General features: G+C 66.1%; 25 protein-coding genes. 15 read left to right on the forward strand and 10 right to left on the reverse strand.

The genetic code is table 11. The features are described 5' to 3' along the window. Positions 1 to 44: 44 nt before the first annotated feature. The 7 genes from clcA (at position 45) to N0D28_RS01950 (ending at position 8,689) form a co-directional block, all read left to right on the forward strand. Positions 45 to 1,610, forward strand: a complete 1,566-nt coding sequence (clcA, locus tag N0D28_RS01920) for a H(+)/Cl(-) exchange transporter ClcA (RefSeq protein ID WP_260560724.1) — start codon at positions 45 to 47, stop codon at positions 1,608 to 1,610. A 207-nt stretch (positions 1,611 to 1,817) separates the two neighbouring features. After that, entirely contained in the window at positions 1,818 to 3,353 is a 1,536-nt protein-coding gene (locus tag N0D28_RS01925) for a sugar ABC transporter ATP-binding protein (RefSeq protein ID WP_260560725.1), read from the forward strand. After that, a complete protein-coding gene (locus N0D28_RS01930; protein WP_260560726.1) occupies positions 3,350 to 4,360 on the forward strand; it encodes an ABC transporter permease in 1,011 nt (336 codons plus the stop codon). Before N0D28_RS01925 ends, N0D28_RS01930 begins: the two co-directional genes overlap by 4 nt. Before the next feature lie 157 nt (positions 4,361 to 4,517). Beyond that, on the forward strand, positions 4,518 to 5,468 hold the full coding sequence (locus tag N0D28_RS01935) for an ABC transporter substrate-binding protein (RefSeq protein WP_260560727.1): 951 nt from the start codon (positions 4,518 to 4,520) through the stop codon (positions 5,466 to 5,468). Positions 5,469 to 5,656: 188 nt separating this feature from the next. Then, positions 5,657 to 6,664 (forward strand): sugar phosphate isomerase/epimerase family protein, encoded by a 1,008-nt coding sequence (locus N0D28_RS01940; protein ID WP_260560728.1) that lies wholly within the window; start codon positions 5,657 to 5,659, stop codon positions 6,662 to 6,664. After that, complete coding sequence (locus N0D28_RS01945) at positions 6,661 to 7,806, forward strand: Gfo/Idh/MocA family protein (RefSeq protein WP_260560729.1); 1,146 nt, start codon at positions 6,661 to 6,663, stop codon at positions 7,804 to 7,806. The genes N0D28_RS01940 and N0D28_RS01945 overlap by 4 nt, the downstream gene beginning before the upstream one ends. Positions 7,807 to 7,939: 133 nt before the next feature. Further along, a complete protein-coding gene (locus N0D28_RS01950) occupies positions 7,940 to 8,689 on the forward strand; it encodes a response regulator (RefSeq protein ID WP_260560730.1) in 750 nt (249 codons plus the stop codon). A 199-nt stretch (positions 8,690 to 8,888) separates the two neighbouring features. Here the strand turns inward: N0D28_RS01950 and N0D28_RS01955 are convergent, their stop codons facing one another. The 5 genes from N0D28_RS01955 to N0D28_RS01975 form a co-directional block, all read right to left on the reverse strand. After that, the gene (locus tag N0D28_RS01955; RefSeq protein WP_260560731.1) at positions 8,889 to 9,320 is read right to left on the reverse strand and encodes a hypothetical protein; all 432 of its coding nucleotides are present in this window, start codon (positions 9,318 to 9,320) and stop codon (positions 8,889 to 8,891) included. A gap of 412 nt (positions 9,321 to 9,732) precedes the next feature. Then, a complete protein-coding gene (locus N0D28_RS01960; protein ID WP_260560732.1) occupies positions 9,733 to 11,391 on the reverse strand; it encodes an FAD-binding dehydrogenase in 1,659 nt (552 codons plus the stop codon). A 54-nt stretch (positions 11,392 to 11,445) separates the two neighbouring features. Then, the gene (locus tag N0D28_RS01965; RefSeq protein WP_260560733.1) at positions 11,446 to 11,580 is read right to left on the reverse strand and encodes a hypothetical protein; all 135 of its coding nucleotides are present in this window, start codon (positions 11,578 to 11,580) and stop codon (positions 11,446 to 11,448) included. A gap of 138 nt (positions 11,581 to 11,718) precedes the next feature. Further along, positions 11,719 to 11,976, reverse strand: coding sequence for a hypothetical protein (locus N0D28_RS01970; protein WP_260560734.1), 258 nt, complete (start codon positions 11,974 to 11,976; stop codon positions 11,719 to 11,721). 145 nt (positions 11,977 to 12,121) lie between these two features. Continuing rightward, on the reverse strand, positions 12,122 to 13,084 hold the full coding sequence (locus tag N0D28_RS01975; RefSeq protein ID WP_260560735.1) for a hypothetical protein: 963 nt from the start codon (positions 13,082 to 13,084) through the stop codon (positions 12,122 to 12,124). Between the two features lie 96 nt (positions 13,085 to 13,180). Here N0D28_RS01975 and N0D28_RS01980 point away from each other — a divergent pair, with 96 nt between their 5' ends. Then, complete coding sequence (locus N0D28_RS01980; protein ID WP_260560736.1) at positions 13,181 to 13,519, forward strand: hypothetical protein; 339 nt, start codon at positions 13,181 to 13,183, stop codon at positions 13,517 to 13,519. Here N0D28_RS01980 and N0D28_RS01985 read toward each other — a convergent pair. Genes N0D28_RS01985 through N0D28_RS01995 form a run of 3 tightly spaced genes read right to left on the reverse strand, consistent with a single transcriptional unit; the run spans position 13,516 to position 15,885 of the window. Next, positions 13,516 to 14,139, reverse strand: coding sequence for an HAD-IA family hydrolase (locus N0D28_RS01985; protein ID WP_260560737.1), 624 nt, complete (start codon positions 14,137 to 14,139; stop codon positions 13,516 to 13,518). The genes N0D28_RS01980 and N0D28_RS01985 overlap by 4 nt on opposite strands. Further along, complete coding sequence (locus tag N0D28_RS01990; protein WP_260560738.1) at positions 14,120 to 15,550, reverse strand: MFS transporter; 1,431 nt, start codon at positions 15,548 to 15,550, stop codon at positions 14,120 to 14,122. Before N0D28_RS01990 ends, N0D28_RS01985 begins: the two co-directional genes overlap by 20 nt. After that, a complete protein-coding gene (locus tag N0D28_RS01995; RefSeq protein ID WP_260560739.1) occupies positions 15,547 to 15,885 on the reverse strand; it encodes a hypothetical protein in 339 nt (112 codons plus the stop codon). Before N0D28_RS01995 ends, N0D28_RS01990 begins: the two co-directional genes overlap by 4 nt. Before the next feature lie 114 nt (positions 15,886 to 15,999). On the opposite strand from N0D28_RS01995, the gene N0D28_RS02000 reads away from it, so the two are divergent. Together N0D28_RS02000 and N0D28_RS02005 are read left to right on the forward strand one after the other, a co-directional pair. Further along, positions 16,000 to 16,302 carry a hypothetical protein gene (locus N0D28_RS02000; RefSeq protein ID WP_260560740.1) on the forward strand — a complete coding sequence of 101 codons (303 nt, stop codon included), beginning with the start codon at positions 16,000 to 16,002 and terminating at the stop codon, positions 16,300 to 16,302. Beyond that, positions 16,299 to 17,204, forward strand: a complete 906-nt coding sequence (locus tag N0D28_RS02005) for a CDP-alcohol phosphatidyltransferase family protein (protein WP_260560741.1) — start codon at positions 16,299 to 16,301, stop codon at positions 17,202 to 17,204. The genes N0D28_RS02000 and N0D28_RS02005 overlap by 4 nt, the downstream gene beginning before the upstream one ends. On the opposite strand, the gene N0D28_RS02010 is transcribed toward N0D28_RS02005, so the two are convergent. Then, entirely contained in the window at positions 17,173 to 17,850 is a 678-nt protein-coding gene (locus N0D28_RS02010; protein WP_260560742.1) for an SDR family oxidoreductase, read from the reverse strand. The genes N0D28_RS02005 and N0D28_RS02010 overlap by 32 nt on opposite strands. Positions 17,851 to 17,964: 114 nt before the next feature. On the opposite strand from N0D28_RS02010, the gene N0D28_RS02015 reads away from it, so the two are divergent. Together N0D28_RS02015 and N0D28_RS02020 are read left to right on the forward strand one after the other, a co-directional pair. Beyond that, a complete protein-coding gene (locus N0D28_RS02015) occupies positions 17,965 to 18,432 on the forward strand; it encodes an NUDIX domain-containing protein (RefSeq protein ID WP_260560743.1) in 468 nt (155 codons plus the stop codon). Next, on the forward strand, positions 18,429 to 19,163 hold the full coding sequence (locus N0D28_RS02020; RefSeq protein WP_260560744.1) for an SDR family oxidoreductase: 735 nt from the start codon (positions 18,429 to 18,431) through the stop codon (positions 19,161 to 19,163). Before N0D28_RS02015 ends, N0D28_RS02020 begins: the two co-directional genes overlap by 4 nt. A 19-nt stretch (positions 19,164 to 19,182) precedes the next feature. Here N0D28_RS02020 and N0D28_RS02025 read toward each other — a convergent pair whose 3' ends face one another. Continuing rightward, positions 19,183 to 19,680: a YbaY family lipoprotein gene (locus N0D28_RS02025; RefSeq protein ID WP_260560745.1), complete on the reverse strand. Its 498-nt coding sequence runs from the start codon at positions 19,678 to 19,680 to the stop codon at positions 19,183 to 19,185. Positions 19,681 to 19,833: 153 nt separating this feature from the next. Here N0D28_RS02025 and N0D28_RS02030 point away from each other — a divergent pair, with 153 nt between their 5' ends. The 3 genes from N0D28_RS02030 (at position 19,834) to N0D28_RS02040 (ending at position 21,482) form a co-directional block, all read left to right on the forward strand. Next, on the forward strand, positions 19,834 to 20,433 hold the full coding sequence (locus N0D28_RS02030; protein WP_260560746.1) for a DNA-3-methyladenine glycosylase family protein: 600 nt from the start codon (positions 19,834 to 19,836) through the stop codon (positions 20,431 to 20,433). A gap of 75 nt (positions 20,434 to 20,508) precedes the next feature. After that, complete coding sequence (locus tag N0D28_RS02035) at positions 20,509 to 21,204, forward strand: Crp/Fnr family transcriptional regulator (RefSeq protein ID WP_260560747.1); 696 nt, start codon at positions 20,509 to 20,511, stop codon at positions 21,202 to 21,204. Between the two features lie 26 nt (positions 21,205 to 21,230). Beyond that, positions 21,231 to 21,482 (forward strand): hypothetical protein, encoded by a 252-nt coding sequence (locus tag N0D28_RS02040; RefSeq protein WP_260560748.1) that lies wholly within the window; start codon positions 21,231 to 21,233, stop codon positions 21,480 to 21,482. Positions 21,483 to 21,558 lie beyond the last annotated feature (76 nt).

Below are 21,558 nucleotides of genomic sequence, written 5' to 3' on the forward strand. Positions count from 1 at the left end.
AACGCGCTATTCCTGGGGGATGAAGCCAGGCCGGGCACACACGCATGGGTGATCTGAGCGGCGAACTGGGCCGGGCCGGGTCGGGCGCGGCGCAGGCCCAGAGCCGTGATCAGGCCCAGTTCGTGCGCCGCCGGGGGTTGTACGTCGGGGCCATTCTGACCGGGGCGCTGGTGGGGCTGCTGGTCACGGCCTTCCGGTTGCTGCTCGGCATGCTGGAACTGCGGCGGGCCACCTGGACGCCCGCGCTGATCGTACTCGCGCCGATGCTCGGGGAGGTGTTCAGTGTCTGGCTGGTGCGGCGGGCCGAGCCGAGCGCATCGGGCAGCGGCATTCCGCAGCTCAAGGCGGTGCTGCACCTGCTGAGATTCTTTCCCTGGCCGCGCGTGCTGCCCATCAAGTTTGTGGGCGGGCTGGCGGCGATGGGGTCGGGGCTGCCGCTGGGCCGCGAGGGGCCGAGTGTGCAGATGGGCGGCAGCCTCGGCGCGGCAGTGGCCCAGCTCACCCACGCCCGCCCGCAGCGCCGCCTGACCCTGATCGCCGCCGGGGCCGGGGCCGGGCTGGCCGCCGCCTTCAACGCCCCGCTGGCCGGGGTCACCTTCGTGCTGGAAGAATTGCAGCGCGATTTCACGCCGATGGTGTTCACGGCGGCGCTGATCGCCTGTACTGTGGCCGACACGGTGACCCGCAGCCTGGCCGGGCAGACTCCAGTGTTCACCCTGCCGTTCTTCGCCGCGCCGCGCCTGGCAGCGCTGCCGCTCTTTTTGCTGCTGGGCCTGCTGTGCGGCCTGGCGGGCGTGGTGTTCAACAGATCGCTGCTGCGCTCGCTCGATCTGGTCGCTCGCGTCCGCTCGCCGCTGCTGCTGGCGGCCCTCTGTGGGCTCGGTGTCGGGGCGCTGGGTTACTTCGTGCCGAGCGTGCTGGGCAGCGGGCACGCGGTGGTCGAGGCGGCGGCGCAGGGGAAGGTGGCGCTGCTTACTGCCGTCTTCTGGCTGGTGCTGAGACTCCTCGTCACGCTGGCGGGCTACGCGCCCGGCACGCCCGGCGGCATCTTCGCGCCGCTGCTGGTCATGGGCGCGCTGCTGGGGGCGGCCTTCGGACACCTCGCCGCGCCGCTGGCCGGTGACACGCCCGCTGGGCTGTTTGCGGTGGTGGGGATGGCGGCCTTGTTCAGTGGGGTGGTCCGCGCCCCACTCACGGCCGTCGTGCTGATCGTGGAGATGACCGGCAGCTATCCGCTGATGCTGCCGCTGCTGGCGGCCTGCTTCGTCGCCTACGCGGTGGCTGAGCGGCTGCGCGACGCCCCGATCTACGACGCGCTGCTGTCGCGTGAGCTGCGGCTGCGCTCCCCCGACGCGGTGCTGCTGCCCGAGATCATGGACGTGAGCCTGCGCCTGCAACCTGGCGCGCCGTTCGAGGGTCGCCCGGTCCGCGACCTGGGCCTGCCCCCCGGCTGCGTCATCGTGGAGATTGAGCGGGAGGGCCGCAGCCTGCTGCCGCACGGCGACACCGAACTCCAGGCGGGCGATTTGCTCCACGTACGCCTGGCCCCCGAAGCGGCGGACGCTTACGGGCGGCTACGGGCCGGAACCGGGCACCACTCGGAGCACTGAGGCGTCCCCCGGATCAGAGTGCTTGGGCCGGGTTGTCCAGCAGCGACGATCTGGCAGCGAAATCGGTTTCGCTCCTCTGCTTTTGTGTTACCCTCAGTCCATCAACAGCGGACCTCAAACGCGGCCAAACCGCCTGGCCTGGGCGTCGTTCTTCCATCCAAAAATTCAAGTTGCTTTTGCTCGTCTCCTTCACAGACAGGTGAACCCTTGAGCCAACTTCCAGCTGCTGAATTCATCAACGTCACCAAAGCCTTTGGGCCAGTGCAAGTCCTGCACGGGGTCAGTTTCGCCATTGCTGCCGGAGAAATCCACGCCCTGATCGGTGAGAACGGCGCGGGCAAATCCACCCTGATGAAGATTCTGGGAGGCTATCAGCCGCCGACTTCCGGCGAGGTCCTGCTCTCGGGGCAGCCGGCACACTTTGGCAGCAGCCGCGACGCCGAGGAAGAAGGTGTGGTGCTGATTCATCAGGAATTCAATCTGGCCGATGACCTGACGGTGGCGCAGAATGTTTTTCTGGGCCGCGAACTCGGCGGGGCGCTGCTCAACGACGCGGCCATGAACCGTGAGGCGGCGGCGGCCCTCGCGCGGCTGGGCGTGCCGATCGCGCCGACGCGCAAGGTGCGTGAGCTGAGCGTGCCGCAAAAGCAGCTCGTCGAGATTGCCAAGGCGCTCGCGCGTGACGCGAGGCTGCTGATCATGGATGAACCCACCGCCAGTCTGACCGTGCGCGAAACCGACGTGCTGTTTGACCTCATCAGGAAGCTCAGGAGTGCGGGCGTGACCATTCTCTATATCAGCCACAAACTCGAAGAGGTCAAGGCGCTGGCCGATACGGTCACGGTGCTGCGCGACGGCGCGGTGGTGTCCAGTGGCCCGGCCGGTGAGCTGACCCCGCATGAGATGGCCAACCGGATGGTGGGGCGCGAACTGGAGGATATGTTTCCGCCGAAGGGCCAGCCGGGAGAACAGGAACTGCTGCACGTGGAGGCGCTGAGCGTGCCCGGCTGGGCGCAGGACATTTCGTTCACCCTGCACGCGGGCGAGGTGCTGGGCCTGGCCGGACTCGTCGGTTCAGGCCGCACCGAACTGTTCGAGGGGCTGCTGGGCCTGCGCCCGCGCACGCTGGGTGAAGTCCGAATCGCTGGAAAAGCCGTGCGCCTGCGCAGTCCCGGCGACGCCGCCCGCGCTGGACTGGTGTACCTGTCCGAAGACCGCAAGGGCAAGGGCCTGCTGGTTGACTTCAAGCTGCGTCCCAATCTGACCCTGACCACCTTGCAGCACTACGCCCACCCCTTCCTTGACATCGGCGCGGAGCAGGCGGCGCTGGAGCGGGCCGCCCGCGACTACAACATCCGCACTGGGCGGCTGGACGTGGAAGCCCGGCTGCTCTCCGGCGGCAACCAGCAAAAGCTGGCGCTGGCCCGCATTCTGGAAGCTGATCCGCAGGTCATCGTGCTGGACGAGCCGACTCGTGGGGTGGACGTGGGTGCCAAGCGCGAGATTTACCTGCTGATTCAGCGCCTGGCCGAGAGTGGCAAGGGCGTCATCGTGATTTCCAGCGAACTGGGTGAACTGCTGGGTCTCAGCCAGCGCCTGCTGGTGGTGCGTGAGGGCCGGATCGTGGGTGAGCTTTCAGGTGAAGAAATAAATGAGCAGGAAGTCATTCAGTACGCCACTGGTCTGAAGGTTGCTGTCCCCAAAGCCACTGGTTCGTCTATCAAGTCCCTGGAGAGCGCGTGACCACCCCCACCGGAAAATCGTCCGACAACCCGCCCGCCCCGCGCCCCTCGGTGCTGTCACGAATAGGCAGCCTGGGGCCGCTGCTGGGCCTCCTCGCCCTGATGATCGTCGCCACCGCGCTCAATCCCGATTTCCTGACCCTCTCCAACCTGTCGAACGTGCTGACCCGCGCCGCCTTCATCGGCATCATCGCGGTGGGAGCCACCTTCGTGATCATCTCGGGCGGGATTGACCTTTCAGTCGGCTCAATGGCCGCCTTGATCGCCGGTTCGATGATCCTGATCATGAATGCCATTAGTCCGGGCGTGGGCACCGTCGGCATCATCGTCATCGGGATGCTGTGTGCCCTGCTCATCGGGGCGGGGGCGGGCCTGCTCCACGGTACGGTCATTACGCGGGGACGCATCGAGCCGTTTATCGTCACGCTGGGCACGCTGGGCATCTTCCGCTCGGTGCTGACGTATCTCTCGCAGGGCGGCAGCATCTCACTGAACAACACCCTCAGCGACGCCTACAGTCCGGTCTTCTACGGCAAATTCCTGGGCATTCCGATTCCGATTCTGGTATTCACCGCCGTCGCGCTGCTGGGCGGGTTGATTCTCAACCGCACCCGCTACGGCCGCTACGTGCAGGCCACCGGCAGCAACGAGCAGGTGGCCCGCTACGCCGCCGTGGACGTGACCCGCGTCAAGATCATTACCTACGTTATCCAGGGCGTCTGCGTGGCGCTGGCGACGCTGCTGTATGTCCCCAGACTCGGCAGCGCCAGTCCCAGCACCGGCCTGCTGTGGGAGCTGGAAGCCATTGCCGCCGTTATCATCGGCGGTACGGCCCTCAAGGGCGGCTCCGGGCGCATCTGGGGCACGGTGGTGGGCGCGATTCTGCTCGTCACCATCGAGAATGTCCTCAACCTCACCTCCATCATCAGTGTGTACCTGAATGCCGCCGTGCAGGGCGTGGTCATCATCATCGTGGCGTTTATGCAGCGCGGGAAGAAGGCGGGATGAAGCTGGTCTTCAGGCCCCAGAAGCCGCCCTAGCAGGGCCTGAACGTACATTCACTGCGCCCGCCCCCGCGCCCATCCGTTTTCGTTCCAGTCCTCTCCCCCGCAAAGGGAGTCAACGACAAAAGCCGTTCTCGCCTCTCGCCGCACAAGGAGTCACCATGCAACAGCTCAAGAACCTGGCCTTCCTTTCCCTTACCCTGCTCGCCTCTGCCGCGCTGGCGCAGACCAAGCAGGTCATGGGCGTCTCGATTCCCTCTGCCGATCACGGCTGGACGGCGGGCATCGTCTACTGGGCCAACCAGACCAAGGCCGAGCTGGAAAAGCAGTACCCCGGCCTCACCGTCATCGTCAAGACCGCCAAGGATTCCAACGAGCAGGCCAATCAGATTCAGGATCTTTCCGCCGTCAACAAAATCAACGCCCTGGTGATCTTGCCGCAGGAAAGTGCGCCGCTGACCCGTCCGGTGGGCAACCTCCAGAAGAAGGGCGTATTCACGGTGGTCGTGGACCGCGCCCTGACCGACCCCACCGCCCAGAACGCCTATGTGGCGGGCGACAATCCGGGTCTGGGCAAAGTCAGCGGCGAGTACGTGGGCAAAACGCTGGGTGGCAAGGGCAATATCGTGGTGCTGCGCGGCATTGCCACTGTGATCGACAACCAGCGGGTCGACGCCTTTGACGCGGTTCTCAAGGCCAAATACCCCGATATCAAGATTCTGGACAAGCAGTACGCCAACTGGAACCGCGACGACGGCTTCAAGGTGATGCAGGATTACCTGACCCGCTTTCCCAAGATCGACGCGGTGTGGGCGCAGGACGACGACATCGCGGTGGGGGTGCTGAAGGCCATTCAGCAGGCCGGGCGCAGCGACATCAAGTTCGTGCTGGGCGGCGCGGGCATGAAGGAAATGGTCAAGAAGGTGCAGGACGGCGATCCGCTCATCACCGCCGACGTGACCTACCCGCCCACCATGATCCGCGACGCCATGCGCCTGACCGCCAAATCGCTGATGACCAAAACCGCCATGCCCAAGTCCACCATCATTCCCAGCACGCTGGTGACCAAGAGCAATGCCGCGAAGTTTTATTACCCGGATTCGCCGTTCTGAGCAGCCCTGGGCTTTGAGGAACAGCAAGTTCAAACCTTCTGCTCTGGCCGCTTGATTAAACTGTGGGGCGGGCCAATGTTGCTCGCCCTGCAGTTTGTTCTGTCACTGCTCAAGCCTGGCCCTGTTCTGGCTCACAGCTCGCAACCCGAAGTCTTTTGACCCACCCATCCCACAAAGGACACCCACCCATGCCCAGACCCGTCACCCTGTTTACCGGCCAGTGGGCCGATCTGCCCCTCGCTGAACTCGCGCCGCTCGCCAGAGAAATGGGCTTCGACGGCCTGGAACTGGCCTGCTGGGGCGACCATTTCGACGTGCAGCGGGCACTCAAGGAAGAAGGCTACGTTCAGAGCGTGCGCGACCTGCTCGCCCAGCACGGCCTCAAGGTTTACGCCATCGGCAACCACCTGGTCGGACAGGCCATCTGCGACCCTATCGACGAGCGGCACAAGTCGATTGTGCCTGCCCACGTCTGGGGCGACGGCGATCCGGAAGGCGTGCGCCAGCGCGCGGCGCAGGAGATGATGGACACTGCCCGTGCTGCCAAAAAGCTGGGCGTTGGCGTGGTCACGGGCTTCACCGGTTCGAGCGTCTGGCACAGTCTCTACGCCTTTCCGCCCACCGATCAGGCCTACTGGCAGCGCGGCTTTGACGACTTCGCCTGCCGCTTCACCCCGATTCTGGAGGTGTTTGAGGAAGTCGGCGTCAACTTCGCCCTGGAAGTTCACCCCACCGAGATTGCCTTCGACACGGCGACAGCTGAGCGGGCGCTGGAAGCTGTGGGGCGTCATAAAAGATTCGGCTTCAATTACGATCCCAGCCACCTGGCCTATCAGGGTGTGGATTACGTGGGCTTTTTGCGGCGCTTCCCCGAGCGGATTTACCACGCCCACATCAAGGATGTCTGGTGGAACCACGGCAGCGGCGAGGTGGGCGTGTTCGGCGGCCACACGACGTTTGGTGACGCCCGGCGCTTCTGGGACTTTCGCTCGGTGGGGCGCGGTGACGTGAATTTTGAGGCCATTATCGTGGCGCTGCACGACATCGGGTATTCTGGCCCGCTGAGCATCGAGTGGGAAGATGCCCGGATGGACCGCGTCTTCGGGGCGACCGAGAGCGCCGCCTACACCCGTAAGCTGGACTTCCCCGCCTCGGACGTGGTGTTCGACGCGGCCTTTGGCAAGGACGATGCGTGAATACCTATCAGCGCCGCCTCCGACTGGCGATGGTCGGCGGCGGCTTAGACGCCTTCATCGGCGCGGTTCACCGTCACGCGGCGGCACTGGATGGACGCTATGAACTGGTGGCCGGTGCCCTGTCCAGCACGCCGGAACGCTCCCGGGCGTCGGGCCAGGTGCTGGGCCTTCCCGCTGAGCGCAGTTACGGCACCTGGCAAGAACTGCTGGAAGGCGAAAAGGCGCGCGAGGACGGGGCCGAGGTCATCAGCATCGTGACGCCCAATCACCTGCATTTTCCAGTGGCGCTGGCGGCGGTGCAGGCCGGGTTTCACGTCATCTGCGACAAGCCGCTGGTGCACACATTGGCGCAGGCCCAGGAACTTGAGCAGGCTGTTGAGCAGGCGGGCAATGTCTTCGCTGTCACCTATAACTATTCTGGATACCCGCTGATCCGCCAGGCCCGCGAAATGGTGCGCGGCGGGGTGCTGGGCGAGATCCGCAAGGTGATCGTGGAGTATCACCAGGGCTGGCTGGCCACCGGGAGCGAGGGCAAGCAGGCCGAGTGGCGCACCGACCCCGCCCGCAGCGGCCCTGCTGGAGCGCTGGGCGATATCGGCACGCACGCCGAGCAGCTCGTCAGCTTCGTGACGGGCCTGGAACTCAGTGAGGTGGCCGCCGAGTTGACCCGGTTCGTGCCGGGCCGCGCCCTGGACGACGACGCCAGCATGTTGCTGCGTTTTGAAGGCGGTGCAAAGGGGCTGCTGACCATCTCGCAGATCGAGATTGGCCGCGAGAACGATCTGCGCCTGGCCGTTTTCGGCAGCAGGGGCAGTCTGAGCTGGTGTCAGGAAAACCCCAATGTCCTGATTTACGACCAGCTCGATATGCCCCGGCAACTGCTGACGCGCGGTGGGGCGGGGCTGGGCGCGGCGGCCACGGCGGCCACCCGCCTCCCCTCCGGCCACCCTGAAGCCTTCATCGAGGCATTTGCCAACATCTATGTGGGTGCCGCTGACGACATCGCGGCGCGGCAACGCGGCGAGAAGTTGGAAACGCTTTACCCCACCGTGAAAGACGGCGTGCGCGGCGTGGACTTCATGGAGAAGGTGCTGGAAAGTGCAGCGCAGAATGGGCGCTGGGCGGCGTGGGCGGGCCGATGAAAGAGCGGAGTACTTGCGAAGACATTTTGGGTGAGTTTTGGATGATCAAAACCTGTAAGACCTGTGTTATATCTTAACCTTTAGGTTTTGTCACGATGGCCCTCCTTTTCCTGCTGGCGGTGATCCACTCTTTATGCTCATAACCGAAGTGCTGGTGGTTGAATCCCAGATCGGTGTTCGCAAGGCGCTCGAGCGGCTGCTTGAGGGTCTGGGTCTGCGTTTTCGCAGCGTCGGGAGCGGCGCGCAGGCCGAGCGTGAGAGCCGTGAATGGCGGCCCGGTCTGGTCATCGCCGGGCTGACCCTGCCGGACCAGAGCGGGCTGGCGTTGTGCCGCAAGCTGTGCCAGGACTCGCTGCCGGTGGTGCTGCTCGGCGACATCGGCTGGAACGATGCCCAGGCAGCGGGCGCGGCGGGCACTTTAGGGTTGCCGCTGGAAGCCCTCGAACTCTCGAAGCTGATTCATTCGCTGCTCGGAACCCGCGCTCAGGTCGCGCCGCCGCCGGGTCTGCTGTTTGCCGAGAAGTTGATGGAGCGCTCCGGCGTGTTGGCCGTGAGCTGTTACGACGCCCAGGGTGCGCCGCAGCATAGTGTGGGCCTGCGGCTGCCTGAGGGGCTGGGGGGTCGGGCCAGAACGTCCCTGGCGGATGTCCACTGGCTGGCCGAGGGCCAGGGCACCACGCCACATGTCACCATGCCGCCGCTGCGCGGAGCGGGCCTGGCCACCAGGCCGCTCGGCGTCATTCAGGTGGAATACGGTGAGCGCTGCTTGCTGCTGTTCGAGCGGTCCGGCGGCATCGTGGCCTGCTTGCTTCGAGACAGCGCCAGTGCCAGCCTGATGAAGTACTGGCTGCGCTCGACTGGGCCGGTGGAGTCGTCGTTTTAACATTCAATCCCCTGGCCGGAGTCACCGGTTCGGGGGCTGAGCGATCAATAGTCTGCTGAATTTTTTTGAAAGGAGGCCGATTCGGAATCGGGGCTGGCCCCATACGGGTGCTGCTCATGGCGATACGCGCATGGGCATGCCTGACCGCTTTTTGTAGGGTGGAATGAAATGAAGCGGAATCAGTAGTACTGGGCCAGCCTTATTTGCTGGTTTTGCGCTTGCCGCGCGCGCGCGATTTGCCGAGCGAGTGGCCCTTGTCGTAGCTGGCCTGCATTTTCTGGCGGGTTTCGGCGGCCAGTGTCTTGAAATCAACCAGACCCGCTTCAATCGCCTCGATACTGGGCTTGATGGTGCCGCCGCGCCGGGTGGCCGCCAGTTCGCGGTTGGTGCGGTCAAACCACTCTTCGAATTTGGGCGTCACTTCGAAGATCATTTCGCGCATGGTGCGGCTGTAAGTTTCGTCGCTGTTGCGGCGACTAAATGATTTGGGCAACTGGAAGCGCTCAGTGTTCATGTACGCCGCTTCAAACTGACCTTCCCGCACCGCCGACTTGAAATCCTTAACGAAGGTATCACTGCGCTGTGGGTTGGTGAGCATCTGGACCTGTTCGCTCAATTTACGATAAGTCATGTTGTGTTGTTCCTCCTGCCTGCGAGTATGAATTGAAGACAGCTGTAAGTCAATATGAGCAGCAGCAGCCAGAAGCAAGACAGTAATTTTTCTTATAAATACCAACTCAATACCCAGCTCTCTCTGCACGACCGATCAGGTTTTACAGGGCCTGGCACAGTTTCAGACTTCCAAAGAGGGCAGGAAGTCAGTCTATATCGGCGGAAATGAACGGTGGAGGTCGCTTGCTTTCTGCACTGCGGAGCCTGTTTGGTCTCTCCGTTCACGGAAAATGTAGAAAATCCCTTCCAGCCCGCCAATACCGAGTGGGGAAATTGATGGGAAGCTGTTGGACTCGCTCCTGTGTCGGTGCGGGAGCTTCCTCAACGACGGGTGGACGATCTGGAATGACAGATTCAGGAAAGAGTCTGCCCTAGCCTGCCTGAGCGGCGGCCCGCCCGGCCACCCGTCCGCTGAACAGACAGCCGCCCAGGAAGGTGCCCTCCAGCGAGCGGTAACCGTGAAGGCCGCCGCCACCGAAGCCTGCCACCTCGCCCGCCGCATACAGGCCCGGTATCACCGCGCCGCCGGGTGCGAGAACCCGTGCGCTCAGATCGGTCTCCAGGCCGCCCAGCGACTTTCGGGTCAGGACATTCATTCGGACGGCAATGAGGGGGCCGTCCGCCGGGTCGAGGATCGGGGCGGGCCGTGCCACCCGCGTCAGGCGCTCGCTCAGCAGGGTGCGGGCTGATCTGACGAGGGCGAGTTGCGTGTCCTTGCCGACCTCGTTGACAGTCTGGGCGTCGCGGGCCTCGATCTCGCGCCGCAGCGTCTGTTCATCCACGGCGGCGTTGCCGATCAGGTCGTTCATACCGCGCACCAGGCCTTTGAGCGTCGACCGCACCACGAAGTCGGCTCCATGGTCCATGAAGGCCTGCACCGGGGCCTGCACGGCGCGGCCCACCCGCTGCAAGGTCAGGGCCAGGTCTCGGTTGGTCCAGTCGGGGTTTTGCTCGCTGCCCGACAACGCAAATTCCTTCTTGATGATGGCCCGGTTGAGCACGAACCAGGTGTGGGGGTAGCCGTGCTGGGTGATGTGACTGAGCGTGCCGAGCGTGTCGAAGCCGGGATAGTGCGGGAACGGCAGCCGCCGCCCGCTGGGGTCGAGCCACAAGCTGCTCGGCCCCGGCAGCACCCGGATGCCGTGACTGGGCCAGACCGGATTCCAGTTGCGCAGCCCTTCGGTGTAGTGCCACATCCGGTCCGGGTTGATCAGGCTGGCCCCGGCCTGCTGGGCAGCGAGCTGCATCTGGCCGTCCACATGTGCAGGCACGCCACTCAGCATGAAGTCTGGAGCCGGGCCGAGGCGCTCGGTGGGCCAGTATTGCCGCACCAGATCGTGATTGCCGCCGATACCGCCGGACGTGAGGATGACTGCCCCTGCGCTGAACTCGAACTCGCCGGTGACCACCCGTGAACTGCGCTCACCGCGCGCTTCGGACGACGCTTCGAGCACCTCGCCGTGAACGCCGCTGACCCGCCCCGCCGTGAACTTCAGACCGCGCACCCGGTGGCGAAAGGCGAACTGGATGTGCCCAGCCTGGGCGTGCTGGCGCACTCGGCGCTCGAACGGCTTGACAATACCAGGCCCGCTGCCCCAGACGATGTGAAACCTCGGCACGCTGTTGCCAGGGCCAAGTGCGCCCTGCCCGCCGCGCTCGGCCCAGCCCACCGCCGGAAAGAAGCGCACGCCCTGGGCAGTCAGCCAGCGCCGTTTCTCGCCCGCCGCGAACTCCAGATACGCCTGCGCCCACTGACGCGGCCAGTGGTCCTCGGGCCGGTCAAAGCCCGCCGTCGTCATCCAGTCGCGGCGGGCCAGTTCGGGCGAGTCACGAATGCCCAGGCGGCGCTGCTCCGGCGAATCAATCAGAAAAAGCCCGCCGAGCGACCAGAAGGCCTGCCCGCCCAGGTTCTGCTCACCTTCCTGATCGAGCAGCAACACTCGCTTGCCCGCGTCGGCCACCTCGGCAGCGGCCACCAGCCCGGCCAGTCCGGCCCCCACCACGATCACGTCGGCGTGCTGTGAATTCATGGACTGAGTTTAAGGGATACGACTCTCGGACGATCTCGAGCCAGTGGCCCGCTGTCAGGCCTGTGAGCTGTCGGTGGTGCTGTCATCGGCGTTTGGATTTTGCCCGTCGCCCTCTTCCTGGCTTGTGGCGGTATTGAGCAGCACGCTGCCGAAGCTCTCTTTCCTCTCGTGCTTGTCAGTGCGGCCCACGTCGGTTCGGCTCTGAGTATCGTCGGAGAGGCCGACCAGCGGGGTGGTGTCACTGCATTTGTCAGTTATTCTCCACAGTGACGCGCTGCTCCCAGGCCCAGGTTCGGGTCAGGTTGAGCGGCGTTTAGAAAGCAGTTTTTATGCCTGCGAGTTGTCGGTGGTGCCTTCGTCGGCGTCAGCGTCAGCGTGGCCTGCTCCGTCAACCGACTGACCCGATAGCGTTTCAATGAAACTGGTGGCGAGACTCGGCACATCGCCTCGCCGGGTGGCCGCGTCGTCTACCGGCTGCGGGTGAACCAGGCGGCCCAGCAGGGTGTTCTGGTCGGTGGGGGCTGGGCGTGAGTCGTCCTCGGTAATGCCGACCAGCGGGGTGTTGTCGTCGAGGGGGTCAGTCATGTGTGCAGCCTACCGCTGACAGGCGACGTTCAGGTCTGCGTCCACTTGAGCAATCGTTGGGTCTGCAGTGACTGGGCCATCAGGCTGTCAGACCAAAAAAAGACCGGATTGCTCCGGCCCAATGCTATTTCACTGATGACCAGCGTTACTTGTCGTCGCGGCGGCCCGAACCGCCCCAGCCCAGATCACGGCGGGCGCGGGGCCGGAATTCGCCGCCGCCCTCGCTACCGCTTCCTGGTCGGGCGCTGCGGTCGCCTTGGTAGCTGCCGCCGCCCTGACTGCTTTGACTACCCTGGGAAGCACCAGCACCCCGGTCTTCACGGGGACGGAAGCCGCCTTCACGGTTACCCTGGTAGCCGCCGCTGCTCTGCGCGCCCCGATCTTCACGCGGACGGAAGCCACCCTCGCGGTTGCCGCCTTCACGGTTACCCTGGTAGCCGCCGCTGCTCTGCGCGCCCCGATCTTCACGCGGACGGAAGCCACCCTCGCGGTTGCCGCCTTCACGGTTGCCCTGGTAGCCGCCGCTGCGCTCGCCCCGGTCCTCACGGGGCCGGAAGCTGCCTTCGCGGTTGCCCTGGTAGCCGCCGCTGCTCTGCGCGCCCCGGTCCTCACGGGGCCGGAAGCCACCCTCGCGGTTGCCCTGGTAGCCGCCGCTGCGCTCGCCACGGTCCTCGCGGGGTCGGAAGCCGCCCCGGTCATTGCCGCGTTCGCCCTGATCGCGGCTGCCCTGTTCTCTGCCGCCCTGCTCTTTGCTTGGGGCCGCGCCCTGGCCCTGGCTCTCGCGCAGTTCGCGCATCTCGCGCCGCAGCCCGCGAATTTCCTTGCTCTGCTCGTCGAGCGTGTCCTGCAACTTGCCCAGCATGGCGAACAACTGGCCCGCGTCAATGAAGTCTTCCTCGTCGCCCTCGGCCTCTTCGGCGTCGAGTTCGGCGTCCTCGTCGATTTCCTCGCCCTCCAGGTGGGGCAGAATGCTCATCACGGCTTCGGGAGCCTGCGGCGCGGCGCTGGCCTCGTGGCTCTGGGCCGATTCGCTCGGCGCTTCGGTGTGCTGTTCGGCGGCCATCTGCTCGGTCTGCGGCTCGCCCTCGGTCTGGTGCTGATCGGTCATGGTATCGTTTGTCCTTTGCCCGGCCAAGCGGGTCTACCCCTTAGCGTATCACGCGCCAGGACTTCCGGGAGACCCCTGCCCGTTAGACTGCACGGCATGACCCAGCCCCCCAGAACCTCAGCCGCCAGCAGCGCCGGAAAAGCCATTGCCCCGGAAGACCGCGCCCGACTCGATCAGGTGTTCATGCAGGTGATGCTCGACACCCAGGCACAGGTTCAGCAAAGTCGCCCGGTGCAGCCGGGGAACCTCGCCGCCATGTTTCACAAGGAGCAGGTCTCGGAAGCGCTTCAGGGCTGCGCCATGCTGATTGCGGGCTGGAACCAGAACCGCATCGATGAGGCCGGAACCCTCAGATCGCTGCGGGCGCTGCGGGCGCTGGAATTGCCGGAGCTGGCCGGGCGCATCGAGAAGTTGGCCGACATAGACGCGGCTTAAATTGAGGGCTGAGCTGAGAGCGGTAGTTCCATCACGGCCCTGAACTGCGCCGCATCCATGAACAGGTGCGCCTGCCAGCCTGCCCCGGCAGCGGCGTCCACGTTGGCCTGAACGTCGTCCCAAAACATGATCTGCGCGGGTGGGATGTTCAGACGGCGCGTGACTTCAACAAAATAAGGCGCGTCGGGCTTGCGTGCGCCGATGCTGGCACTCGAGAACTCACCGTCCACCAGCTCGCCCAGCTTCATCTCTTCCAGCAGATACCGGACGCGGTGACGTTCCTGATTGGTGGCGAGGAAGGTGGGCCAGCCCAGCGCCCGCAGTTCGCGCACGGCGGTCAGAATGGGCAGGTTGGGGTGGTTCTCGCTGCCGAACCATTCGAGGAGAAATTGCTCCAGTGTGTCCGCGTATCCGAAGCGCTCCAGGTACGGCGGCAATACGTCGCGCAGATCCAGACGGCCACAGCTGGCGTCAACGAAGGGCCCAGAGAAGAACTCGGCGGCCACTTCGGGATGGTCCCTGAACAGGCGCTGACCGAACATCTCCGGCGGCGTCACCAGCACCCCGTCCACATCCAGTAGCAGCACGCGGCCACCCGCTTCAGTCATGGGCAGGGTCACTTGCCAAGTCTGGCGCACCCGCTTCGCTGCCCCCGTGCAGCCGCCCGGCCAGCAGCACCGTCAGGACGGCCAGCGCAATGGTCAGGCTGATCTGCCAGGGCACCCCCGCCGCCGTGCCGAGGGCCGCCACCAGCGCGCCGCCCAGACCTGCGCCCAGGGCGCTGCCGAGCATGTCGGAAAGTTGCAGCGTGCCGCTGACCTGTCCCTGCTGACCCGCCGGGGCGTGCTGCATGACGACCAGGGTGTGGGCCGGAAAGGCCAGTCCCATGCCCAGCGCCGCCAGTCCCCAGCAGCCCGCCGCCAGTGCCAGCGGCAGCGCCGGAACGAGCAGCGCGGTAAGCAGGCCCGCCATGCCCAGTCCGATGGCCGCTGCGCCGAGGCGCACCACCTTCGGGCGTTGACGGCCCTGGGTGCGCTCGTCGAAGCGTGACTGCACGAAACTGGTGGCCGACCAGGTGAGCGCGCCTCCAGTCAGAAACAGCCCGGCGCTCAGCAGGCTCAGCCCGCGCAACTCCGCCAACCCCAGCGGCAGCAGCGACTCGGTGCCGAAAAAGGCGAAGGCCAGCAGAAAACGGGTGGCGTACCCGGCGCTCAGTGGGGTGCCGGTCCGCCAGACCCGTGCCGGAAAGAGCCGCCCCAGCGCCGGAACCGCGATCAGCGCGCCCAGGAGCAGCCCCAGGCTGCCCAGCCCCAACGCTCCGAGAGAGCGCCCCTGCCCCAGTTCGGTGAGGCCCGTCAGCCCCAGTGAGGTGCCCAGGGCCGCCAGCACCACCGCGCCCAGGCGTGAGCGGTCGAGCGGGGTGCCTGCGCCGCGCAGCTTGACGAGTTGCGGCAGCATCAGCGCCCCGGCCAGGCCGACCAGCGGCAGCAGGCCCAGAAAGACCCCGCGCCACGACCACTGCTGCGTAATGAAGCTCGACAGCGCCGGGCCGAGCAGCGCGGGCAGCACCCAGGCGCTGCTGAGCAGGGCCAGCATGCGGGCGCGCATGGCGTCGGGGTAGGCGGTGTTGATGACCAGATAGGCCGCCGCCAGCAGCCCGCCGCCGCCCAGCCCCTGCACCACCCGCCCGCCGATCAGCACCGCCATGCTCGGCGCGAGGCCTGCCACCACCAGACCGGCGGCAAACAGCAGCAGCGCGATCAGTGCGGGCCGGGCCGGGCCGTCGCGGTCGGCCAGCGCGCCCAGCCCCACCGTGCCGACCATGAAGCCCATGAAAAAGGCGCTCAGCGGCCAGCCGTAGAGCTTCAGGCCATTCAGCTCGCGGGCCACGGCGGGCAGGGCGGTGGCCACCGCCAGCGACTCGAAGGCGATGATCAGTACGCCCAGTAGCAGGCCGGTGCTCAGCGGACGCCGCGCCGGGGAAAAGGGGCTGAGCGACTCCGGCGCGCTGGCGAGCGGGGAAGCGCTCAAGGCTGCGCCGTCTGGGCATTGGCGGGGTCGGGGTCCGGCTCAGACTCCAGCAGCGCCCGCAGCGCCGCCTCGATGCCGCGCCCGCGCCAGCCACTCTCCAGCTCCGCCACTTCTGGACAATCGGCGCTTCCGGCGGGCCATCGCAGCGCCGCGCCAATGATCTTGCCGCCCGCCACCGCTACCGCACCCGCCTTCAGGTCAGCGAGGTGGTGGGTTACGAGCTGGGCGGCGAACAGAGACTTGAGACGGGCTTCCACCGACGGGGCGGGCGGCAGGGGCAAGCGCGAGACGCGCACGCGGGCGGGCAGGGGAGGTGCGGAGGAAGGAGCAGACATGATCCGAGTGTAGGTCAGGGGCAGCCCAGTACTGCAAGGCACGTTCCCAAATTTCTCCCGGCAGGTGTACGTGGTTTCACCGCGCGGTAGGTGACTCCCGCTAGAATGCCGGTCATGATCGCCGAGAAGTCAATCGGCTGGCGGGTGCTGAGCGTCCTGCTGCGGACCCTGCTGTGGCTGCTGGGCGCTGTGCTGGCTGCCCTGGCCCTGGGGGCGTTCGCCAGCCTCAATCCGGCTGCGCCGACCTGGATGCGGACCCTCAGCGCCCTGGAAGGCGTACTGCAAGGTCGCCTGTTTCACGGCGCTGGCCTGCTGGGAGCCTACCCGCGTGGCCTGACCGAAGCGCTGCTCGCGGCCCTGGCCGTTTTCCTGGCCGCTCTACCGGAAGCGCGCCGAAGCGTGCCGAAGCACCTGTGAATTCCACTCCCGCCACCAGGCCAGGAACCGCCGAGTCAGGAACCATCGGTCTGGCCCAGACCCGCAAGGCCCGGCCAGCCGACGAGTGGGCCGCCGAGCGGGTCTTCCGGCCACTGGCGCAGCTTCTGGTGGCTCCAGCGGCGCGCCTGAAGTTCAAGCCCACCCAGATCGTGCTGTTTCACACTGGGCTGGTGCTGCTCTCAGCCTGGCAGGTGCGGCGCGGCAATGTTCTCGCGCCTGCCGCGCTGCTGCAACTCAAGACTGTGCTCGACAACCTCGATGGCCAGCTGGCCCGCGCCACCGACCAGACCACCCTGACTGGGCGCTACCTCGACAGTGAGCTGGACGTGCTGGGCAATCTGGTGCTACTGAGCGCCGTTCACGGTCCGCTGCTGGGGGCCAGCGCCAATGTGCTGCTGAGCCTGATTCTGAGTACCGATTACCTGTGGGAGCGCGACTACCGGGCGGCCAGGGGCGAAACCTTCCGCGCTCCGGCGGCCCAGGGCGGCGACAATCCCAGGCTACTGAGCGCACTCGAAGCGGTCTACAACGGCTATTTCGTGCCGCAGGAACACGGGCTCAACCGGGTGTTCGAGGCGCGGCTGAGGCGGGCGGCGGGCGGCGACCCTGGCCCGCTTGACCGCCAGCGCTACACGCCGCTGCCCGCGCTGACGCTCAGCGCCAACCTGGGCCTCAGTAGCCAGCTGGCACTGTTCGGGGGGCTACTGCTTCTCAAGCGTCCGCACTGGTACGGGCCGTCGCTGCTGCTGCAAGCCGCCGCTTTGATGGGCGCTCAGCTCTGGCGCGAGGAGCAGGTGCGGGCTGGGCGGGTCGCTGACCTCGGCATCTCCAGCCCCAGCACATCCGGTTTCACACCTCCGGGTACACCTTCAGCTCGGTGAAGTGCGCCCTGGCCGGACGGGTGATGGCGTGGGCCAGCGTCTGGGCCAGGGCGCGTGGATCGATGGTGGCTTCCCAGGTCAGGCCCGCCTCGCGGTTGGCGGGCGTGTCGATGGCCCCCATCGGATAGAGCGTCAACGTGGTCACGCCCTTGACCTGGAGTTCGGCGTGCAGGCTGAGCAGGTAGGCAGCCACGGCGGCCTTGCTGGCGGTATACAGGGCCGCCTTCGGGCCGCTCATCTGGGCCGCCTGTCCTGCCGAGACGCCCAGGATCATGCCTTCCTTTTGCTTGAGCATGTGCGGCAAGACGCCCTGCACCGCGTGAAAGAGGGTCTGCATATTGGCCCCGAACAGCGACTGGTAATCCTTCTCGCTGGCTTTCTGGGCGTCCTGGGCGCTGAAGCGGCCAGCCGTGTGAATCAGCACGTCGGCGCGCTGCTTTTTGAGGGTGTCCACGCAGTCGGGGTCGGTCAGATCGAGATCGAGCACTTTCTTGGCCGGAAAACGGTCCTCGGCGCGGGCCAGGGCCTCGCCGCGCCCCACCAGAATGAGTTCCGCACCCGCGTCGATCAGTTCCTGGGCCACGGCGGTGGCGAGCGCGCCGCCTGCGCCGGTGAGCATCACTGTGGTCCCGCTGAGCTTAGCCATGCTCTATAGCCTACCCTCAAATCCGCCCTCGGAGGGTGCGGCAACGTTCAGAAAACAGCCTGAGCGCCGCCGATCACACATCCGCTGGGCCGCTTTGCCGCTAAGCTCCGGGGCATGACTGACGCTTCTCCCCAATTCCCGGCTGCTCAGTTCCCAGCTGCGCCGCCCTCCACCGTTCAGCGGCCCCTGGTCTGCGTGGGCGCACTAGTGCGCGGCCCCGCCGGATACCTGATCGTCCAGACCACCAAATGGCGCGGCTCCTGGGGTGTGCCGGGCGGCAAAGTCGAGTACGGTGAGACGCTGGTAGAAGCTCTGGTGCGTGAATTCCGGGAGGAAACCGGCCTGACCATTACCGGCAGCCGCTGGGTGCAGACCCAGGAAGCGGTGCGTTCGCCCGAGTTTCACAAGGACTCACACATGCTGCTGTTCGACTATCTGGCCGACACTGACGCCCAGGACGTGATGCCCAATGAGGAGATCGTGCAGTGGGCCTGGGTCAGCCTGGAAGAAGCGTTGACCTACCCGCTCAACAGCTTCACCCGCACCTTGGTTGAAGCGGCGCAGACCACAGGTGAGGGGTGAAGCCCTACGCGGCCCTCGTTACTGGCAGCGCTCGCGGCATTGGGCGCGGGGTGGCGCTGGCGCTGGCGCAGGCCGGGTACAGCGTGGCGGTGCATTACCTGTCCAGTGCCGAGGACGCCGCCGAGACCGTGCGGCTGTGCCGGGCAGCGGGTGGGCGGGCCGACGCCTTCCAGGCCGACCTGACTTCGGCAGACGAGGCTGCCGCGCTGGTGGCGTGGGCCGACACCCATTTCGATCTGCCGCTGGGCGTGCTGGTGAACGTGGTCGGCAACTACGTGCACCGCCGCTGGGACGAGACGACGCTGGCCGAGTGGCGCGACATGTTTGACAGTAACCTCAACGCTGCCTTCTACACCTGCCGGGTGGCCGCGCCGCTGATGCGCCGGAACACGGCCTCGACACCGGGGGGATTTGGGCGCATCGTCAACTTCGGTTACGCGGGCGCGGAGCACTTGCTGGCCCGCCCCGGCGTGGTGCCCTACGCGGTGTCCAAGGCGGGCGTCATCGCGCTGACCAAAGCTGTTGCCCGCACGGAAGCGCAGTACGGCGTCAGCGCCAACGTCGTCTCGCCCGGCGTGATTGAAACCTCCGTCAGCCAGCCCTTGACCGAGATTCCGGCGGGGCGGCTGGGTACGGTGGCCGAGGTGGTCGGCGCGGTGATGGTGTTCGTGGAGGGCAGCGCCTACCTCACCGGGCAGGTGCTGGAAGTGGCAGGTGGCTGGAACCTGTAGGCCCGATGTCGGACAGGCTTTACGGGGTGGCCGTCACCCGCACGTCGGCCAGAATGCGCTTGGCCGCCGGGTTGATGCGCTGCTGGGTGGTGGAGGTGTAGATCATTTTTCCGGTGGCGTCCTTGATGCTGACCCGCACCAGATAGACGCCGACGCTGGTAAAACGGCGCGGGCTGGAGACGAGCTGGTAGCTGACCGGCAGTGAGGCGCTGGGGAAGGTGGTCGTGGCCAGGATGGTGGCGGCCATATCCGTCCGGCTGGCGTCTTGCAGGCTGACCGTGACCCGGCTTCCGGCAGGCAGATCGGTGCGCCCTGTCCCACCTGCGCTGATGCGGCCCCGGACGTCGATCCAGTCGGCGGGTATGGTGCTGTCAACGAAGGCCGGAACCACCCGGCGGGGTGCGGCTGGCTGGGGCTGACCCGGCTTGGTGATGGTCACGCCGTTGATGACGGTCTGGGCCAGCGCGGCGGGCCAGCTGACGAGCAACAGAAGGGCAAAAAATGAGAACTTCTTCATCCTTACAGGGTAACAAGCGCCAGGGAGAGAAAAGTCCACCACCTTTCAATGCCGTCAGGAAATGATCAGGGGTCCGTCTGCTCTGGTCGGTGGTGGCGTTCAGCGGCCCGGCCCCGGCTACGGCTCCAGTCCCGGCCCTGCCATACTGCGGCCATGTCCAGCCAGCCTGCCGCCCACCGAGACCTGGCCCGCGACCCGGTGCTGCGTCCGCTGCTGGAGGCGGGCCCACTGCCCGAACTGCTGCCCGCTGCCGACCCCTTCGCGTCGCTGATTCGCAGTGTGACCGGCCAGCAGCTCTCGGTGAAGGCGGCGGCGGCCATCAACGGGCGGCTGGCGGCGGCCACCGACAATTTTGCGCCTGCTGCGCTGCTCTCGGCCCCGCCGCAGAGCCTGCGTGACCTGGGCCTGTCGTGGGCTAAGGTTCGCACCGTGCAGGCCATCGCTGCCGCCGCGAACAGCGGCCAGATTGACTTTGCCGAGCTGGTTGGTATGAGCGACGAGGCTGTCACCCAGGCGCTGCTGCCGCTGCCGGGCATCGGGCGCTGGACGGCGGAGATGTTTCTGATCTTCGGGCTGGGCCGCCCCGACGTGTTCAGTTTCGGTGATCTGGCGCTCAGGAAGGCCCTCAATCTGTATTACCCCGGTCAGGACCACGCAAGCATTGTGCTGGGCTGGCAGCCGCACCGCAGCTCCGCCGCCCGGCTGCTGTGGCGGACCTTCCACGTCACGCCCGTCATCACCCCGGCAGACTGAGCGCTGCCCTGTCAGGCGGTCCAACATGTCCGCTTTGGTCGTTTCTGGGCTGGGTGGGTTATCCTGGGCGCAATCATGAATTATCCCAGTCTGGTCTGGCACCTCAAACGCACGGAGCTGTTCGCCGACCTCGAACTGACCGAGCTGGAGCGCGTGGCCGCCTCGACGCCCTACCGTTCCTACCAGGCGGGCGAAGTGATCTACCGCATGGACGATCTGTCAGACGCCCTATATTTCGTCAGATCGGGGCTGGTGAAGATCAGTAAGCTCTTTCCCAACGGCAAGGAAGCCATCCTGAGCGTGGTGGGGCAGCACGACACTTTCGGGGAACTGCTGCTGCAACCCGAGGAGCGCCGCCCCACCCAGGCCGAGGCACTGGAGCGCACCACCCTGATCGTGCTGCCGCGCGGCGAGTTGCAAAAACTCCTCAACGCCAAGCCCGACCTCGCCATGAAGTTGATCCGGCTGATGGCCGCCCGGCTGTTCGAGGCCCAGGCCTGGAGCGCCGAGGTCAGTGCCTATAGCGCTCCCGAGCGGGTGGCGAGCCTGCTCTACCGGCTGGCCCGCGAGTTTGGCCGCCCGCACCCACAGGGCGTGGAACTCAGCCTCAAGCTCAACCAGGAAGACATCGCCCGGATGGTTGGGGCCACCCGCGAAACGGTCAGCCACAGCCTGAGCAAGCTCAAGCACGAGGGAGCCATCGTGCGGCCCCGCACGCCGATCATCGTGCGGATGGACGCCCTCAAGCGCTACATCGAATCGGGCGGATAAGTGCTGAGCGTGAGGAGAAATGACCGGTGAGTCAGCGCCGCTTCGTTCATTACATGGAAGGCAGGGGAGCAGACGCTGAGCAGACGCTGAGTGACCTGCTCAGTGGATTGCCGGGCTGGGCCGGACTGGTGGACGCCTGCCTGCTCACCTCGCCCGACCAGCCGGGGTTGTGGCTCCTGGAAAGCCGCTGGGCAAATGCCGTACCGCTGCTGGACGTGCCGGAGGGCTGCAAGAGCTGGAGCTTCGAGGTGCAGCGGCTGGTGTCGGGCAGCCGCTGAACACCTTCTCTATCAGCGTTTAATCACCAAAGAACAGGCCGCCGAGCATCTTCGCTCGGCGGCCTGTTTCATCTAG

Source organism: Deinococcus rubellus (assembly GCF_025244745.1).
Classification (GTDB): Bacteria; Deinococcota; Deinococci; order Deinococcales; family Deinococcaceae; genus Deinococcus; species Deinococcus rubellus.